The following is a 17,467-nucleotide window of genomic DNA, read 5'->3' as shown; positions in this document are numbered from 1 at the left end:
GGCACGATCGTGAAGGTGTAGGAGATGCCGTCCTGCGAGCAGCTGTACGGCAGCTTGGCCACCGAGGCCATCGAGGCCACCGCGCCCTTGTAGTCACGGCCGTGCATCGGGTTGGCCCCCGGCGCGAAGGGCTCGCCGGCCTTGCGCCCGTCGGGCGTGTTGCCGGTCTTCTTGCCGTACACGACGTTGGAGGTGATCGTCAGCACCGACATCGTCGGCGTGGCGCCGCGGTAGGCCTTCTGCTTGCGCAGGAAACCCATGAAGGTCTCGACGATCCAGCTGGCGATGGTGTCGACGCGCTCGTCGTTGTTGCCGAACGCCGGGTAGCGGCCCTCGATGCGGAAGTCGGTGGCCAGCCCGCGCTCGTCGCGCACGACCTGCACCTGGGCGTGACGCATCGCCGACAGCGAGTCCGCGACCACCGACAGCCCGGCGATGCCGCAGGCCATCGTGCGCAGGATGTCGCGGTCGTGCAGCGCCATCTCGATGCGCTCGTAGGCGTACTTGTCGTGCATGAAGTGGATCGCGTTGAGCGACTTCATGTACACGCCCGACAGCCACTCCATCGCCGGCACGAACTTGGCGATGACCGCGTCGTAGTCCAGCACGTCGCCGGTGATCGGCTCGGTGACCGGGCCCACCTGCTCGCCGCTGACTTCGTCACGGCCGCCGTTGATCGCGTACAGCAGCGCCTTGGCCAGGTTGGCACGCGCGCCGAAGAACTGCATCTGCTTGCCGATGCGCATGGCCGACACGCAGCAGGCGATGCCGTAGTCGTCGCCCCAGTACGGACGCATCAGGTCGTCGTTCTCGTACTGCACCGAGCAGGTGTCGATGGAGGTCTTGGCGCAGAAGTCCTTGAAACCCTGCGGCAGCTGCTCCGACCACAGCACGGTGAGGTTGGGCTCGGGCGCCGGGCCCAGGTTGTTGAGCGTCTGCAGGAAGCGGAAGCTGTTCTTGGTGACCAGCGGGCGGCCGTCTTCGCCGACGCCGCCGATGGCTTCGGTCACCCAGGTCGGGTCGCCGGAGAAGAGCTGGTCGTATTCGGGGGTGCGCAGGAAACGCACGATGCGCAGCTTGACGACGAGGTCGTCGATGAACTCCTGGGCGCGGGCTTCGTCGATGAGGCCGGCGTCGAGGTCGCGCTGGATGTAGATGTCCAGGAACGAGGAGACCCGGCCCAGCGACATCGCGGCGCCGTTCTGCTCCTTCACCGCGGCCAGGTAGGCCAGATACGTCCACTGCACCGCTTCACGCGCGTTCTGCGCCGGCCGGCCCAGGTCGAAGCCGTACTTGGCGCCCATGACCTTGAGTTCTTCCAGCGCGCGGCCCTGCTCGGAGAGCTCTTCGCGCAGGCGCAGCACGTCTTCGCTGAAGTCGCGGCCGTCGAGCTCCTTGTATTCCTGCTGCTTGAACTTGCGCAGCGCGTCCACGCCGTACAGCGCGACACGGCGGTAGTCGCCGATGATGCGGCCGCGGCCGTAGGCGTCGGGCAGGCCGGTCAGGATGGCCGACTTGCGCGCCTTGGAGATCTCGGTGGAGTAGACGTCGAAGACGCCCTGGTTGTGGCTCTTGCGGTACTTGGTCCAGACCTCGTCGACCGTCGGGTCGCTCTCGAAGCCGTAGGCCTTCAGGCCCGACTGCACCATGCGCAGGCCGCCGTTGGGCATGATCGCGCGCTTGAGCGGGGCGTCGGTCTGCAGGCCGACGATGAGCTCCAGGCCCTCGTCGATGTAACCCGCGTCGTGCGCGACGATGGTCGACGGACGGTCGGCCGACACGTCCAGCACGCCCTTGGCCTGCTCCTGCTTGAGCAGCTCGGCGAGCTTCTTCCACAGCGCCAGCGTGCGCGTCGTCGGGCCTTCCAGGAAGGCGCTCGTGCCGCTGTACGGGGTGTAGTTCTGCTGGATGAAGTCGCGGACGTCGACCGCGGTTTCCCAACGACCGCCGGCAAAGCCCTCCCAGGCGTTGGCGCGGCTGCAGGCGATGGTCATGGTGTTCATCTGGATTCCTTGAAAACGAAAAGGGCGGGTGGCCGTCTCGTCAGGTCCGGGCCGGGTGGGCCGGGACCATTGTTGTTCTTATCGGGGATTCGGGAAACCGGCGCGGGAGTACCCGCGCCGGGGACCTCAGTTCACGCTCAGGGCGAAATCTCCTCGAGCGAGCGGTTGGCGGTCTCGATCATCTGGCGTGCCGCGATCAGGCCGATGACGGTCATCGCCGCGAACATGCCGAACACGGTGGCGATGCCGTAGCCGGTGAGCACGAAGCCCACCACCGCCGGCGCCGTGGCCGAGGCCGCCCGCAGCCACGAGGTGGCCAGGCCGGTGCCGATGGCCCGCATGCGCGTCGGGTAGATCTCCGGCGTGTACAGGTACAGCAGCACGGTGGTCGTGCCCATCACCGCGTAGGCGGTCGAGCCGAGCAGCATCACCGACCAGGCGCTCTTGGCACCCAGGAAGGCCAGCGTGCCCAGCAGCAGGCCGCAGACGATGAAGCTGCCGATGGCCCAGCGGCGGCGGCCGATGCGGTCGACGAACAGCGCGCAGACCAGCACCGCGCAGACGCTCAGCACGTTGCTCAGCGAGGCCATGCGCAGGGCTTCCTGCAGCGGCAGGTGGTAGACCGTCTTGTACAGCGTCGGCAGCCAGTTGTTGATGCCGTTGGCGACGAAGTACGACGAGGCCCACAGCACCCAGACCACCAGCGTGCGCGGCCGGTAGACCACCGAGAACAGCTCCTTCCACGAAGCCTTGTTCTGCTTGCCGATGCCGTCGGCCAGGCCGGCCACGCGCTGCTCGATCTGCGCCGCGTCGTGCTGCGTGTCCAGGCTGCGCTTGGGCGTCGCGGCCTCGACCTGGCGGATGACACGATCGGCGTCCTGCAGCCGGCCCTTGCCGACCAGCCAGCGCGGCGACTCGGGCAGCCGCATCATGAAGAACAGGATCAGCACGCCCGGGATGCCGCCGACGAGGAACAGGTACTCCCAGCCGAAACGCGGCACGACGAAGGCACCGACCTGCGCCGCGGCCAGCAGGCCGAGCGGGAAGATCAGCTCGTAGAGCACGAAGAAACGCCCGCGCCCCTTGGCCTGCGACAGCTCGTTGATGTAGGTCGCGGCCACCGGCACCTCGCCGCCGACGCCGATGCCCTGCAGCAGGCGCAGCAGGAACAGCACCTCGTAGTTGCCGGCGAAGGCGCAGGCGATGCTCATCACCGACATCACGCCGACCGCGGTGGAGATCGCCGGCACGCGGCCGTAGCGTTCACCGACCCAGCCGAAGAGCAGCGCGCCGACGACCTGGCCGATGTAGCCGGCCGCGATCAGCAGGCCCACCTGGCCGGGCGACAGGTGCCACAAGCCCACCAGCACCGGCAGCACGAAGGCCAGCGACAGCGCGTCGAAGGCATCGAAGAAGGTGGCGCTGCCCATGATCACACGGGCCTTGGTGTGCCAGCGGCAGAACGGCACGTTCTCCAGCCGGAACAGCAGCTGCGCACGGGCGCGGGCCGAAGGCGTCGCCAGCGGGGCGCTGGCCGCGGAGGCAGCGTCGGCGATGCCGCCCGGAATGGGCAGCGAGGAAGAGTCTTTCATGTCGACGGCTCCTAGAAGTCCTGGCGCATGCCGAGCTCGAAGCCCGTGGAGCGCTGGCCGCCGAAGTAGTTGGCCGCAGTGGCGACGCCGCTGGTGGCGGGACCGCCGGCGATGGCGAAGCTGGCTCCGCCCTGGTTGCTCAGACGCGCCGCATGGGCGTACAGCGCGGTGCGCTTGGACAGCGAGTAGACATAGCCGACGCCGAGCAGCGTCGCGTCGTTGGCGCTCAGCGCGTCGGTGGCGCCGGTCTGGTCGGCGCGCAGCACGGTCAGCTTCAGCTGTCCGGCCCCCATCGGAACCGAGACCCCGAACAGGCTGTTGACCGTCGTGTCGCTGGCATAGGCCCAGCGCCGCTGCGCGACACTGAAGAGCGCGAAGCCGGCGTCGTAACCGACACCCCAGACGCGGTCGGTGAACTTGTCGTCGGCTGCGGCATTGCGCACCGTGAACTGCGAGACGCCGAGCTTCCAGGCGCCTTGCGCCCAGCCGAGGCGGAACCCGTCGCCCTTGGTCTGCCCGGCACCGGCCGAGCCGCCTTCGCCGGCGGTGGCGATCAGCGCGCCGTTGAAGCCGCCGAGACCGCCCGGCAGCAGGTACTCGACGGCGTTGGCCACGCGCAGCGTCGGGTTCTGCGCCGCGCCGGTGGCGTTGCTGCCGAAGGCCTGGCCCATCGCCCGCGAGCCGTAGACCGAGCGGAAGGTGTTGGCGCCGGCGATGCCCAGCGTCGCGAACGGGTCCATCGAGTTCCAGACGAGCTGGGTGGGCACCCAGTCGCGGCCCATGCGCACTTCGCCGTAACGCCGATGCGTCAGGCCGACGGTGGCACGGCGGTCCCAGAAGGTCGAACTCGTCGTGCCGCTGTCGGCCAGGATGGTGCTGTCCAGGAAGAAACCGGCGGCGAGACCGCCGCCCAGGTCTTCCTGGCCGCGGATGACGAGCTTGCTGGTGGTGTTGGCGCCGCTGACGACGGAACTCGTCGAACCGAGGTCGCCGTTGCGGACGTGGCGGGTGGCGAGGTCGAGCGTGCCGCCCAGGGTGACGTCGGCGTGCGCCGCGCCGGCAGCCAGGCCGAGGGCGAACACCGGAGCGAGGGCACTGGCCGCCGCTGGCGGCCAGCGCCAGGCGCGGGGCTGGAGGGTTGTCATGGTCTATCTCTCTCGTGTCCCGGCGAGACAGCGCCACCCACCCCCTGCCCGCCGCCCCGGCCTGCACAGGCCGGGCGGCAGGCCGTGCGGGCCTGCATGCGATGCGCCAATCTCCGCCGTCTTGATCTAGTTTTGTTCGGAACGATCTCGATGATCGTGGGCAATGCAGGCTCGCTGAAGCCGGCGGACGGGGCTGCGCGAGCCGGCAGCCCCCGTCCGCCCGTGCATCAGCGCACGCGGCCCAGGCCGGCGGCGGCCATCGCGGCGGCGATCTCGTGCTCGGCGCCCGGGGCCAGCGGCAGCAGCGGCGAACGCACGGCGGCGTGCTCGAGGATGCCGCGAGCGACCAGCGCCCACTTCAGCGCGACCGAGCCTTCCATGTGCGAACCACGGTGGTAGACGTTGGCGGTGACCGGCAGCAGGCGGTCGTGCAGTTCACGCGCCTTCTTGTAGTCCTTGGCCTTGCCGGCGGCGATCATCTCGACCAGCACTTCCGGGGCGATACAGCCGTAGCCGACCAGCGCGCCGTCGACGTCGAACATCGTGTGCAGCAGGTACTCGTCGTGGCAGGTCAGGATCTGCAGGTCCGGACGTTCCTTGCGGATGACGGGGATTTCACGGTCCCAGCGCTTCATGTTGCGCACGCCGTTCTTCATCGCGAAGACGCCCGGCAGCGCGGCGATCTCGAGCTGGGTTTCCAGGTCGTACGTGCACTTGGTGACGTCCGGGTACTGGAACAGGATCAGCGGCAGGCCGCTGGCTTCGTAGACGGCCTTGTACTTGTCCTGCGGAGCACCCTTCTGGTAGCCGAAACGCAGCCAGCCGTGCGAGGGGTAGAGCAGACCGGCGGAAGCGCCGGCCTTGACGGCGCGCTTGGCTTCGTCGGCAGCGACTTGCGTGCCTTCGAGCGTGATGCCGGCAATGATCGGCAGCTTGCCGCCGACGGATTCGCGGAAGGCTTCGATGACGCGGCACTGTTCGTCGCGCTCGAGGAACGTGCCTTCGCCGGCATGGCCCAGCACGGTCAGGCTCTTGACGCCCGGCACGCTGGCCAGCCAGCTGCCCAGGCGCTGGATCGCGGGGTAATCCACCGCGCCGTCTTGGGTGAAGGGGGTGACGGGAGCGGGGTTCAGGCCTCGCAGGTCGATCGCATTCATGTCTGTTCCTTTCAGCTAAGGGGTTGCGATGGAGGCCACTGTAGGAATTGTCGCGATATCTTCATAGATACAATTCCGAGCTTTCAGAGTTGCCGCTACAGGCAAACCTAAGACCTAGTTGGAGACGGGGTCATGAACGTCGCGATGGTGCGTTTGTTCCTGGAGGTGGCCGAGGCCGGCGGCATCAGCAAGGTGGCCGCGAGACGGCAGACCGTGCAGTCGCACATCAGCCGCCAGATCACCGAGTTCGAGGCGCTGTGCGGCGGGCCGCTGTTCCGGCGCACCGGCCGCGGCGTGGTGCTGACCGAGCTGGGCGCGCGCGCCGCGGTGCGTCTGCGCGCCTGGCTGCACGAGACCGAGCAGCTGACGCAGGACCTGCATGCCGACGCCGGCCAGCTGCTGGGCCAGGTGCGGCTGGGCATCATCCCGTCGGCCGCGCACCCGCTGCTGACGCGGCTGCACGAGCGGCTGGAGGTGGCGCAGCCGGGCATCCAGCTCGACATCGCCGAGGCCCAGGGCACCGAGCTCGACGCGATGCTCGACAGCGGCGCCGTCGACCTGGCGATCCTGATCCGCTTTCGCAAACCCGCCGGCGGCGAGGAGATCCCGCTGTGCGTGGCCCAGACCTACCTGGTCAGCGCCCCCGGCGACGAGCTGACGCGCCAGCCCACGGTGCCGTTCTCGCGCCTGGCCGGGCTGCCGCTGGTGCTGCCGCGCCGGCCCAGCCACTGGCGCAGCGCGCTGGACGACGCCGCGCGCGGCCTGGGTTTCCAGCTGCGCGCGGTGCTGGAGGCCGACTCGCTGACGGTGCAGCGCGAGCTGGTGGCCCGCGGCACCGGCCGGGCGCTGTATTCGGTGCTGGGCCCCTACTCCATCACCAACGACCTCAAGACCGGCCGCCTGCAGGCCAGCCGCCTGGTGCAGCCGGACCTGCGCCGCCATCTGGCGCTGGCGCTGCCGCGCCACGGCAAGCTGTCGCCGCCGTGCCGGGTGGTGGCGCAGACCATCCAGGAGCTGGTCGCCTCCTGGGGCGGCCACATCACCGACGAGCCGCTGAACGACGAGCTGCTGGGCGCGCGCACCGCGCCCTGAGGGGCGGCAGCGCGCCGCCGCGGCGCGTGGATGGTCAAACCGCTGTCACGCAGCGCCGCGAGGATGCGCGTGCGCGGGCACGGTGCCGGCGTCACCCGGCGGCTTGCCGGGCCCGGAGCAGCCATGACCCGAACCCAGCCGATCTGGCTCGACCTCGACTGCCGCGGCAACATGCGCGGCGCCTTCGCGCTGGACGCCGCCGCGCTGGCCCAGCGCAGCGGCCAGAACCTCGGCAACCTGGTGTTCCGGCGCGCGCTGGAGAACGCCGTCGATCTCGACGACGCGGTCGCGATGGACTACAGCGTCGCGTCCCGGGTGTCCCCCGACCGCCGCCCTTCGCATCTCGTGGTGTCGGCCGCCAACTGGCTGGCCGACGACGCCATCGCCGAGCGCGACAACGACTACCGCCGCCGCCTGTTCGAGTCCTTCGACTGCCCCGTCGTCGTCTTCGGGCTGGGCGCGCAGTGCGCGCTCGATACCCGGCCGACGCTGGGCCCCAAGACGCGCGACCTGATCCGCCTGCTCGGCGAACGTTCGCGCTCGATCAGCGTGCGCGACACGCTGACGGCCGAGCTGATCCACGACGCCGGCGTGCCGCACGCGGTGGTCACCGGCTGCCCCTCGAGCCTGCTGAACCTGGACCCCGCGCTGGGTGCGACGCTGCAGCGGCGCGCCGGCGCGCTGGACACGCTGGACTACGCCGAGATGCGCGTGCACGTCACCGAAACCAGCGGCGGGCACGCGCGCTCCGCCGACGCGATGCACGCCGGCCTGGCGATCCTGCGCGACAGCCCTTCGTTCATGGTCGTGCAGGAGCCGGAACTGCTGCCCTTCCTGCTGCGCGAGACCCCGCGGCTGCCGGCGGCCTATGCCGAGCACGCCCAGGCGCTGGGCTGCAGCGGCCGCGAACTGGAGATCCTGCTGCGCCAGCGCACGCTGTTCTTCAGCAGCGTCGACGGCTGGATGGACTTCGCGCGCACCTGCGACCTGTCGATCGGCATGCGCCTGCACGGCGCAATGATCGCGCTGCAGGCCGGCGTGCCCGCGCTGCTGGTGACGCACGACGAGCGCACGCGCGGGCTGGGCGAGACCATGGCCCTGCCGCGCCTCGACCCGCAGAGCTTCGTCGCGCTGCAGCGCCAGCAGTTGCGCGGCGTCGGCGCCCGGGTGCAGGAGGCGCTCGAGGGCTACGACGCCAACCGCCAGCGCCTGGCCCGGCTGATGCTGGACCACGCGCGCCGCAACGGCCTGATGGCGCGGCCCGAGTTCGTCGACTTCTGCAGCGCGACGGCACGCCCGGCCGAAACCGAACGGCGACCGCCGCGGCTGGCGGTCGCGGCCTGAAGGCCGCCGCCGCTCAGCGCTCGAACTCGATCTCGACGGCGCGCAGCGTGCTGCCGTCGTCGGCCAGCGTGCCCTGCACCTCGATGCGCGCGCCGACCGCCAGCGCGGCGGCGCTGCCGTCCTCGAAACGCGCGCCCGACCAGTCGACCGTGACGCCGCGCAGCACCAGCGTGGCTGCCGCGCTGTCCAGCGACTCGATCGTGCCTTCGATCTCCAGGCCGTCGTCGTCGCCGCGGTCGTCGCCGCGCTCGATCTCGATGCGGCTCGCGACCAGCGTGCCGTCGGCGAACACACCTTCGACCTCGACGCGCACGCCCGCGGCCAGCCCGGCCGGCACCGAGGACAGGCCCGAGGCGTCGACCGCCACGCCGGCGACCCGGAACGAGGTCGACGAGGTCCAGGCCGTGACCAGGCCTTCGATCTCGGCACGTGCGCCGCTGGCCGCGGTGCTGCCCAGCAGCTTGAGCGTGCGCGCGGTCCAGCGGCCGTCGGCGGCCGGGCGGGTGTCCAGCACCAGCAGCACCGGGCTGCCGGCGGCCAGCCCGGCCGGCCAGGTGCCGGCCCAGGCGATGTCCAGGCCGCCGACGCTCAGCGTGCCGGCGGCGCTGTCGACGGCGTCGACGGTGGCGCGCAGCTCGTAGTCGTCCTCGTCGGCGTCCTCGCGGTCGACGCGCGACGCGACGATCGTGCCGTCGGCGTCGCGCAGGCCGTAGATCTCGACGATGTCGCCGACGGACAGCGCCGCCAGCTTGGCGCGCAGGTCGTCGTCCCAGACCGTGGAGCCGTTGACGAGCACCTTCTGGCCGAGCACGGTCAGCGTGCCGGCCGTCGTGTCGAGGGCCTGCACCGGGCCCTCGACCTCGCTGCGCACGACGACGCTGCTGGCCGTCGCGCGGCTCTGGCCCGAGGCGTCGGTGCTCGCTGCGCCGGCCTGCACGTCGACGACCATGCCCAGGCGCAGGTCGTCGCTGGACCAGGTGTCGCCACCCTCGGTGCTGACGCGGGCGGTGCTGTCGTCGTAGCGCACGCCGTTGACGACGATCGAGCCGAAGCCGTGGATCACGCCCGAGGCGAAGACGCCGGCGTCGCTGGCGGCGCTGTCGTCGTCACCACCACCGCCGCCGCCGCAGGCGGCCAGCGCGGCGGCGGCGACGAGGGCGGCGGCGGGACGCCAGAAGCGGCGCGGCAGGGCTTGGGCACGGGTGGGGATCGGGCGGTTCATCGTGGACTCCATCGTGGGTTGGGGATGAGGCCCATTGTTCGAAGCCGGCTTGAACCGGGCTTGAACGCGTCGTTCATGCGCCGTTCAGGCGGCGGCGCCTAACATTGCCCGGATGCATGGCCCCCGGATCCTCGTCTGTCTCGTGCTCGCCGCCGTGGCCCTGAGCGCCACCGCCGACCAGGACAGCGTGCGCCGCGGCGTGCGCAGCGGCGCGATGAAGCCGCTGGCCGAGATCCTCGCCGGCGTCGAGGCGCGCCACGGCGCGCGCGTGCTCGACGTCGAGCTGGAGACCGGGGACGGGCGCTCCTGGTACGAGATCACGCTGCTGCACAAGGACGGCCACCGCGTCGAGATCAACGTCGACCCGGCCAGCGGCGCCGAGATCGACCCGCGCAGCGCCGGCCCGGCGCTGCGCCCGATGGCCGAGGTGCTGCGCCGCGTCGCCGAGCGCCACCCGGGCACGGTGCGCCACGCCGAACTCGAGCGCCGCAGCGGCGAGCCGCCGGTCTACGAGATCACCGTCGAGCGTGCCGACGGCAGCGAGCAGCGCGTGCTGGTCGACGCACGCGACGGCCGCATCGTCGAGCAGGCGCAGCGCCCCGGGCGCCTGCCCGCCGGCGTGCGGCCGCTGCCGGTGCTGGTGGAGAGCGTCGAGCGCCGCTACGGCGGCCGCGCGGTGGAGATCGAGATCAAGTACGACGGCCGGCGCGGCGCCTATTACGAGATCGAGCTGCAGCTGCCCGGCGGGCGCGGCCTGGAGGTCGACGTCGACCCGGTCAGCGCCCAGGTGCTGCGCGAGGAGTCCTGAATGCGCGTGCTGGTGGTCGAGGACGACGCCGAACTCGGCCCCGCGCTGTGCGCCTCGCTGGCGGCCGCGGGCATGGTCGCCGAACTGTGCGCCGACGGCAGCGAAGCCTCGTTCCTCGGCGCCACCGAGGGCTACGACGCCGCGGTGCTGGACCTCGGCCTGCCGGGGCTGGACGGCGTCGGCGTGCTGCGCCACTGGCGCGAGCAGCAGGCGAGCTTCCCGGTGCTGGTGCTGACGGCGCGCGGGCGCTGGAGCGACAAGCTGCAGGCCTTCGAGGCCGGCGCCGACGACTACCTGACCAAACCCTTCCTGCACGACGAGGTGGCGCTGCGCCTGCGCGTGCTGCGCCGCCGCGCCTGGGGCCGGCCCGACCCGCGGCTGCGGGTCGGCGCGCTGGCGCTGGACACCACCGCCGGCCGCTTCACGCTCGCCGAGCAGCCGCTGGCGCTGACGGCGCAGGAGCACCGCATCCTCGCCCACCTGATGCACCGCCAGGGCGCGGTGGTCTCGCGCGCCGAGCTCGCCGAACACGTCTACGCACGCGACGCCGACCCCGACTCGAACACGCTGGACGTGCTCGTCGGCCGCATCCGGCGCAAGCTCGGCCGCGCGCTGCTGCACACCGAACGCGGCCGCGGCTGGCGCCTGGCCGACGAGGGTGATGGCGCCGAGGACTGAACGCTTCGGGCTGGCCGCGCGGCTGATCGCGCTGGGCGTGCTGTCGGCGCTGCTGGCCGGCATCGCCGCCAGCGCCGTGCTGCAGCGCAGCCTGCAGGGCGTGGTGCTGCGCAGCGTCGAGCAGGGGCTGCAGCAGCGCGGCGTGCGCGTGGCCGCCGAGCTGCGCGCGGCGCATGAACGCGGTCTGCCGCTGGGCGGCGTGGCCGCCGGCGCCGAGTTCGACGCGATCTTCTCCGGCTGGTACTGGCAGTTCGGCGAGGACCCCGGCGCGGCACGCTCGCGCTCGCTGTGGGACGGCACGGTGACACGCGCGCCGGCCGAGGACCGGCCGCCGCTGGCGCGCGCCGCCGGCCCGCGCGGCGAACCGCTGTGGGGGCTGGAGACGACAGTCGAGCTGCCGGGCCGGCCGCCGCGCACGCTGCGGCTGTGGGCGCCGGCGGCCGAGAGCGACGCCGAGATCGCACGCATCCGGCGTGTGCTGTGGACGCTGCCGCTGGTGCTGACGGCGCTGCTGGGCGGGCTGGCGGTGCTGCAGGCGCGTGTCGGCCTGGCACCGGTGCGCCGGCTTCAGGCGGCGCTGGCACGGGTGCGCACCGGCGACGCCGAACAGCTGGGCGAAGGTTACGGGCCGGACCTCACGCCGCTGGCGGCCGAGATCGACGCCGTGCTGCAGCGCAACGCGCGCATCGTCGAGCGTTCGCGCCACCACGCCGCCGACCTGGGCCACGCGCTGAAGAAGCCGCTGGCGCTGCTGTCGGCGGCGGCCGGTGCGCCCGAGCTCGAGCGTGCCCGCGTGCACGAGCAGGTGCGTGCGATGGCCGCGCTGATCGACCGCCACCTCGTGCGTTCGGCCAGCGGCGCCGGCCAGGCGCGGCGCATCGAGGTGGCACCGGCGCTGGACGGCGTCGTCTCGCTGGTGCGCCACCTGCACGCCGCACGCGCCCTGCAGTGGGACGTGGTGATCGAGCCCGGCCTGCGCTGGGCCGGCGTGGCCGGCGACCTCGAGGAGATGGCCGGCAACCTGCTGGACAACGCCGGCAAGTGGGCGGCGTCGCGGGTGCGCGTGCGCGCCGGCGGCGAGGCCGGGCGGCTGCTGCTCGTCGTCGAGGACGACGGCCCGGGGCTGTCGGCGGCGCAGATCGCCCAGGCCGCGCAGCGCGGCCAGCGTTTCGACGAGAGCATCGCCGGCAGCGGCCTGGGACTGGCCATCGTCGACGACCTGGCGGCCACCTACGGCGGCACGCTGGCGCTGGACGCCGGCGAGCTCGGCGGCCTGCGCTGCCGGCTGACGCTCTGAACGCGCGCCTTCAGCGCGCGATCTTCAGCAGTCGGCAGGCGTTGTCTTCGTAGATCGCGCGGCGCTCGGCCTCGGTGACCGGGGCGGTGTCGAGGAACTCGACGTGCTCGGTGATCGACTCGTACGGGTAGTCGGCCGCGAACAGGATGCGCTCGACGCCCAGCTGCGACAGGCACAGCTTGAGGATGTCGGGGTCGGTCATGCCCGAGGTCGTGACGACGAAGTGCTCGAGGAAGTACTCGCTGGGCTTGCGCGCCATCTTCGGCACGGCGCCGATCTTCACCTGCAGCTCGTAGCGGTTGTCGATGCGCTTCAACCAGTACGGGATGCCCTCGCCCATGTGGCCGAGGATGATGCGCAGCCGCGGGAAGCGGTCGAAGACGCCGCTCATGATCAGCCGCATCGCGTGCAGGCCGCACTCGATGGCGAAGCCCCAGCCGGCGAAGTACAGGCCGTAGTCCAGGTAGGGCGTGACCATGCTGGGCGCCGGCTCGCGCGGGTGCAGGTAGATCGGCATGTCGGCGGCTTCGGCCGCTTCGAGGATCTCCCAGTACTTGGGGTCGTCGAGGTACTCGCCCATGGTGTGCGAGTTGATGATCAGCCCCGACAGCCCGAGGCGCTGCGCCGCGCGCTCGACTTCCAGCGCCGCGCCGGCCGGGTACTGCGGCGCGACGGCGGCCAGGCCGACGAAACGTGTCGGGTGGCGGCGCACGGCGTCGGCCAGCACCTCGTTGGACTCGGCCGCCAGCCGCGTCGCGGTGACGGCGTCGAAGACCTGCACGCCCGGCGAGGTCAGCGACAGCACCTGCACGTCGATGCCGGTCTCGTCCATGTGCGCCAGGCGGCCGGGGCCCAGGTCGAGCAGGCGGTTGTGCAGCTGCTGGTTGCCGGGCGTGTGCGCGAGGATGCTCTCGCCCATCTTGCGGAAGCCCGGCTCGACGTTGCGGTGCGACAGCACCTTGGCCCATTCGTCGGCGATGTCCTGGGTGACGAAGGCTTCCTCCAGCGCGATGCGGCGGTACGACATTTCAAATCCTCGGTCTTGGGTGTACAGGAGAACGCGGGGCCCGCGCCGGGGCCCCGCGGCGCCGGCATCAGGCGATGGCCGGCTTGGTGCCGGAGGCCGGCGGCGGGCCGCGGCGTTCCGGCGGGAAGGCGTAGGCGCCCAGGCGCAGCACCAGGCCGCTGGCGATGGCCAGCGCGGCGACGAAGCCGGTCAGGCAGGCCTCGTAGCCCCAGTACTTGAACGAGATGCCCATCAGGAACGGGCCCACGGCGTTGCCGAGCATGAAGATCATGAACAGGTAGCCGTAGATCTCGCCGAAGCTGCGCATGCCCAGGTAGCGCGACACCAGGTAGGCGATCAGGTCGACCTCGGCGCCCAGGCCCAGGCCGATCATCACCACCGCGATCGTCGCCGTCGTCTGCCCCGGCGCCAGCAGCATCAGGCCGATGCCCAGCAGCGGGATGATGAAGAAGAACGCGGCGACGTAGGGCGCGAAGATGCGGTCGAGCAGGTAGCCCGCGACGAAGCGGCCGGCGACCAGCGCGATGCCGGCGAAGGTCATCGCACCGGCGGCGATCTGCGGCGAGAAGCCGCGGTCGGTGAGCAGCGGGACGATGTGGCCGATGGTGCCGTTGGAGGCCATCGCGACGCTGAAGAAGGCCACCGCCAGCGCCCAGAAGGTGCCGCTCTTGAGCGCCTCGGCCGCCGTCAGGCCCGGCCGCGGGATCGGAGCGGCAGCACCCTCGCGCTTGACCGCCGGCTCGGTGTTGACGAACAGCGCCACCGCCGGGAAGGCCAGCAGGAAGGTCAGCGCCCCCAGGCCGACGTAGGCGCCGCGCCAGCCGTGGTTCGTGACCAGGTACTGGGCGATCTGCGGCACCGCGGCCGCGCCGATGCCCACGCCGGCCATCGCGATGCCCAGCGCCAGGCCGCGCTTGTCGTCGAAGGCGGCGGTGATGGCCTTGGAGTACGGCATCGGCGTCTGGCCGGCCGCGGCGATGCCCATCAGCGCGTAGATGGCGAGGAAGGCCATCGGCGAGTTGGCGAAGAAGGCCAGCGCCACCATCGCCAGCGCGAAGGCGGTGATCGAGGGCAGTGCCACCGCGCGGACGCCGTACTTGTCCATCAGCCGGCCGGCGATCGGCACGCACAGCCCGGTGGCGAGCAGGCCGACGACGAGCGCGGACGACGTGGTCGAACGCTCCCAACCGAACTCCTGGGTGATCGGCTTCAGGAAGACGCCGAACGTGAACTGCATGATCGGCCCGTTGCCGACGATCAGGCCGAAGATCGACCCGAACACGACCCACCAGGGGTTCGCGAAACGTTTTTCCATTTCAGACTCCACGGCGTCGCGCGCGACGCGGCTGCGGCGAGGGATGCGGCGCCTGCGCGCCGCCCCCGTTCGCCGCGCCGACGGTGCGGCGGGACGCGATTTGAGTTGTATCAGGCGCCGGGAGGCGTCAGAAGTAGATCAGCGCGTCGACCGAGACGGTGGTCTGCTTGGTTTCCGAGCCGCTGCCGAAGGCCTTCAGCGTGCCCTGCTTGTCCTGCCAGTCGTAGCGCAGTTCGGGGCGCAGCAGCACGTTGGGCGTCAGCTGGTAGCGCAGGCCGGCGGTGACCGCACTGAAGCGGCCCTTGGCGGCCGACAGCGGGAACAGCGCGACACCTTCCGGATCGTCGAAGGTCTCGGCGCGCAGGCCCCACTGCATCGTCGGCGACGTGCGGTAGCGGACCTCGGCGTTGTAGCCGGTGTACGAGCCGCCCTTGTAGAAGTTGCCGTCGAGGATGTCGATCGTGCCGGCCTTGCCGTCGCCGTCCTGGCGGCCGTGCAGCGCCTCGGCGTGCAGCGCCCAGGTGTCGTTCGGGCGCCACCAGGCGCTCAGCGAATGGTGCTGGCGCAGCTGGTCACGCGGGGAGATCACGCGCGAGGTCGGCGCCTGCACGTGCTCGCCCGGGTCGTTCTGCTCGTTGCCGCGCATGAAGCCGTAGTCCAGCGAGTACTTCATGTCCGGGCTGCGCCAGTGCAGGTAGCCGATGACGCTCTTGTCGTCGTTGTTGTCCTGCCAGTTCTGGCGCCCCTGGACGACGCCGAGCTCGGCCATCACCAGGCCGTAGTCGCCGTTCATCAGGTTCACCGAGCCGAGCACGCCGGCGACCTGGTCGGGCGCCGACAGGAAGCTGTAGCTGCGCGAGTAGAAGAAGTTCGGCGTGTAGGTGTGGTTGGTCGGCGCTTCGTAGCCGATGCCCGAGCCGAAGCGGCCGATCTGCAGCGTGGCGCCCTTGAGCACCGGGAAGTACATCTGGCCGTAGACCTGGCCGAGCGCCAGGTAGTTCTGGCGGTTGGTGCCGGCCGTCGTGCCCTCGGTGGTCTCGTTGATGCCCCAGTTCGTGTCGATGCCCTGCATCTGCGCCGGCAGGCCGTTGCGGCCGTAGGTGCCCTCGAAGTGCAGGCCCCACGAGAACTGCTGCGGCATCGGGCCGGGCAGCGGCGTGAAGCGCGGCACGATGTTGCTCTTGATGTTGCGCTCCAGGACCAGCTGGAGCGCGTTGAGCTGCAGGCCTTCATCGGACGGGCCGGCGATCGGCCCGTTGGTGTGGCCCTTGGTCGCCTCGTTGTGCGAGGTCGTGTCGTTGGTCGAGAAGCCTACCCACAGGTAACCGTAGGCCTTGAAGCCGGTCTTGGCCTCGAGGCCGTCGAACAGCTCGTAGCGGCTGTCGGCCGCGGCTGCAGCCCCGGCCAGGGTGGCCAGGGCGGCGCCGGCGATGAGCGCGTGGGGGAATTTCATGATCGTCTACCTCTTCTAGGGTTTGGGCTCCCCGGGGCGCTCTATCGAGGTCCTTTGCAGGACCACCTTCAGGCCGGCACCGTCTCGGGGAAAAATGCTTCTGGGGTCGTCGTCTGCGGTCAGCTCTGCGGCTTCACTCGTCAGGCGATCAGCGTCCCTCGGCGTGGTTCATGGCCTTCAGGTGGTTGAGCACGCGCGCACGCAGTTCGGCCTGCTGCTCGGGCGTCCAGCGGCGGAAACCCTCGCCGCTCTTCATGCCGAGCCGCCCTTCGGCGACGAGCTGCTTCAGGTAGGGCGACGGCGCCGGCGTCGCGTCGATGGCCGGCAGCACGGTCTCGTGGATGGCCAGCGTGAGATCGGTGCCGACGAGGTCGGCGTTCTCCAGCGGGCCCAGCACCGGCAGGCGCCGGCCGAAGCTGGCCTTGACGACGGTGTCCACCGTCTCGGCGTCGCAGATGCCTTCGGCGACGATGGCCACCGCCTCGCGCCACAGCGCGTGCTGCAGGCGGTTGCCGATGAAACCCGGCACGTCCTTCTCGACCATCGCCGGCGTCTTGCCGCAGGCCGCGAGCAGGTCGAACATCTGCTGCGCCAGCGCGGGGTCGGTCTCGGGCGTCTTGATGACCTCGACCAGCGGCACCAGGTACGGCGGGTTCCACCAGTGCGTGCCCATCGCGCGGTGGCCGCTGCGCAGGCCGCGCATGATCGAGGTGATCGGCATCACCGAGGTGTTGCTCGCCAGCAGCGTGTGCGGCGGGCACAGCGCCTCCAGGCGGGCGAACAGGTCGCGCTTGAAGGTCAGGTTCTCCGGGCCGCACTCGATGACGACGTCGGCCGAGGCCACGCAGTCGGCCAGCGACTCGACCGGGAACACGCGCTCGGCCGCCGCCGGGTCCTGCCCGAGGTCGGCGAGGTTGCGGGCGATGCGCTCGCGCAGCGTCGCCAGCGCCTGGGCCGACGCGTCGTGCACCGTCACCAGGTGGCCCGCGTGGGCGAAGACCTGGGCGATGCCGTGGCCCATCAGGCCGGCGCCGATGACGGCGATCTGTGCCTTCTCTTTCATGTGAGCAACTCCTGTTCGTGGCCCGCGTCACGCGGGCAGGTCTGCGGCGGGACTGCGCCTGGCGCGGTCCGGCCCTTGAGCTGGGGCGCCCGGCCGGCCGCGGCGGGCGGCGTCCGGCATGCCGCGGCGGTGCCCGGGGTGCCTTCGGAGATATTCAAGGGAAAACCCCGAGGCGAATATCAGGAAACTCGGATCAGGCCCTGAAAACACGTCCCGACATCGGTGCCGGGACGCCACGGGTTATGACCCTGAGGGTTTTCATGAATGCCGC

At 71.1% G+C, this 17,467-nt stretch carries 14 protein-coding genes; 5 read left to right on the top strand and 9 right to left on the bottom strand.

Translation table 11 applies throughout. The features are described from left to right. The 4 genes from pflB to EV684_RS23405 all read right to left on the bottom strand — a co-directional run. Positions 1–2,003 (bottom strand): formate C-acetyltransferase (pflB, locus tag EV684_RS23420; protein ID WP_132649764.1); only part of this gene is annotated, 2,003 nt, incomplete at its 3' end. A gap of 137 nt (positions 2,004–2,140) precedes the next feature. After that, positions 2,141–3,595 carry an MFS transporter gene (locus EV684_RS23415; protein WP_132649763.1) on the bottom strand — a complete coding sequence of 485 codons (1,455 nt, stop codon included), beginning with the start codon at positions 3,593–3,595 and terminating at the stop codon, positions 2,141–2,143. Between the two features lie 11 nt (positions 3,596–3,606). Further along, positions 3,607–4,740, bottom strand: a complete 1,134-nt coding sequence (locus tag EV684_RS23410) for a porin (RefSeq protein ID WP_132649762.1) — start codon at positions 4,738–4,740, stop codon at positions 3,607–3,609. Between the two features lie 227 nt (positions 4,741–4,967). Then, positions 4,968–5,897, bottom strand: a complete 930-nt coding sequence (locus tag EV684_RS23405; RefSeq protein ID WP_132649761.1) for a dihydrodipicolinate synthase family protein — start codon at positions 5,895–5,897, stop codon at positions 4,968–4,970. A 132-nt stretch (positions 5,898–6,029) separates the two neighbouring features. On the opposite strand from EV684_RS23405, the gene EV684_RS23400 reads away from it, so the two are divergent. Both EV684_RS23400 and EV684_RS23395 read left to right on the top strand, forming a co-directional pair. Continuing rightward, positions 6,030–6,989 (top strand): LysR family transcriptional regulator, encoded by a 960-nt coding sequence (locus tag EV684_RS23400; RefSeq protein WP_132649760.1) that lies wholly within the window; start codon positions 6,030–6,032, stop codon positions 6,987–6,989. 123 nt (positions 6,990–7,112) lie between these two features. Next, positions 7,113–8,333 carry a polysaccharide pyruvyl transferase family protein gene (locus tag EV684_RS23395; RefSeq protein ID WP_165908583.1) on the top strand — a complete coding sequence of 407 codons (1,221 nt, stop codon included), beginning with the start codon at positions 7,113–7,115 and terminating at the stop codon, positions 8,331–8,333. 13 nt (positions 8,334–8,346) lie between these two features. On the opposite strand, the gene EV684_RS24130 is transcribed toward EV684_RS23395, so the two are convergent. Next, positions 8,347–9,555 (bottom strand): DUF5666 domain-containing protein, encoded by a 1,209-nt coding sequence (locus EV684_RS24130; RefSeq protein ID WP_165908582.1) that lies wholly within the window; start codon positions 9,553–9,555, stop codon positions 8,347–8,349. A 112-nt stretch (positions 9,556–9,667) separates the two neighbouring features. Between EV684_RS24130 and EV684_RS23385 the strand changes: the two genes are divergently transcribed. From EV684_RS23385 to EV684_RS23375, 3 genes are read left to right on the top strand one after another with little or no spacing between them, the layout of a single operon-like run. Further along, positions 9,668–10,363, top strand: a complete 696-nt coding sequence (locus EV684_RS23385) for a PepSY domain-containing protein (protein WP_132649758.1) — start codon at positions 9,668–9,670, stop codon at positions 10,361–10,363. Next, entirely contained in the window at positions 10,364–11,041 is a 678-nt protein-coding gene (locus EV684_RS23380) for a response regulator transcription factor (RefSeq protein ID WP_132649757.1), read from the top strand. Continuing rightward, positions 11,025–12,338: a sensor histidine kinase gene (locus EV684_RS23375; protein WP_132649756.1), complete on the top strand. Its 1,314-nt coding sequence runs from the start codon at positions 11,025–11,027 to the stop codon at positions 12,336–12,338. The genes EV684_RS23380 and EV684_RS23375 overlap by 17 nt, the downstream gene beginning before the upstream one ends. A gap of 10 nt (positions 12,339–12,348) precedes the next feature. On the opposite strand, the gene EV684_RS23370 is transcribed toward EV684_RS23375, so the two are convergent. From EV684_RS23370 to EV684_RS23355, 4 genes are all read right to left on the bottom strand, one after another. Then, positions 12,349–13,365, bottom strand: a complete 1,017-nt coding sequence (locus EV684_RS23370; RefSeq protein WP_132649755.1) for an amidohydrolase family protein — start codon at positions 13,363–13,365, stop codon at positions 12,349–12,351. A 67-nt stretch (positions 13,366–13,432) separates the two neighbouring features. Further along, a complete protein-coding gene (locus EV684_RS23365) occupies positions 13,433–14,692 on the bottom strand; it encodes an MFS transporter (protein ID WP_338100682.1) in 1,260 nt (419 codons plus the stop codon). 115 nt (positions 14,693–14,807) lie between these two features. After that, on the bottom strand, positions 14,808–16,133 hold the full coding sequence (locus tag EV684_RS23360; RefSeq protein WP_132649753.1) for an outer membrane beta-barrel protein: 1,326 nt from the start codon (positions 16,131–16,133) through the stop codon (positions 14,808–14,810). 148 nt (positions 16,134–16,281) lie between these two features. Beyond that, on the bottom strand, positions 16,282–17,196 hold the full coding sequence (locus EV684_RS23355; RefSeq protein ID WP_132649752.1) for a 3-hydroxyacyl-CoA dehydrogenase family protein: 915 nt from the start codon (positions 17,194–17,196) through the stop codon (positions 16,282–16,284). Between the last annotated feature and the right edge of the window lie 271 nt (positions 17,197–17,467).

Source organism: Rubrivivax gelatinosus (assembly GCF_004340905.1).
GTDB lineage: Bacteria > Pseudomonadota > Gammaproteobacteria > Burkholderiales > Burkholderiaceae_C > Rubrivivax > Rubrivivax gelatinosus.
The sequence above is the reverse complement of the archived record's forward strand: the minus strand, read 5'-3'. Positions and strand labels throughout refer to the sequence as shown.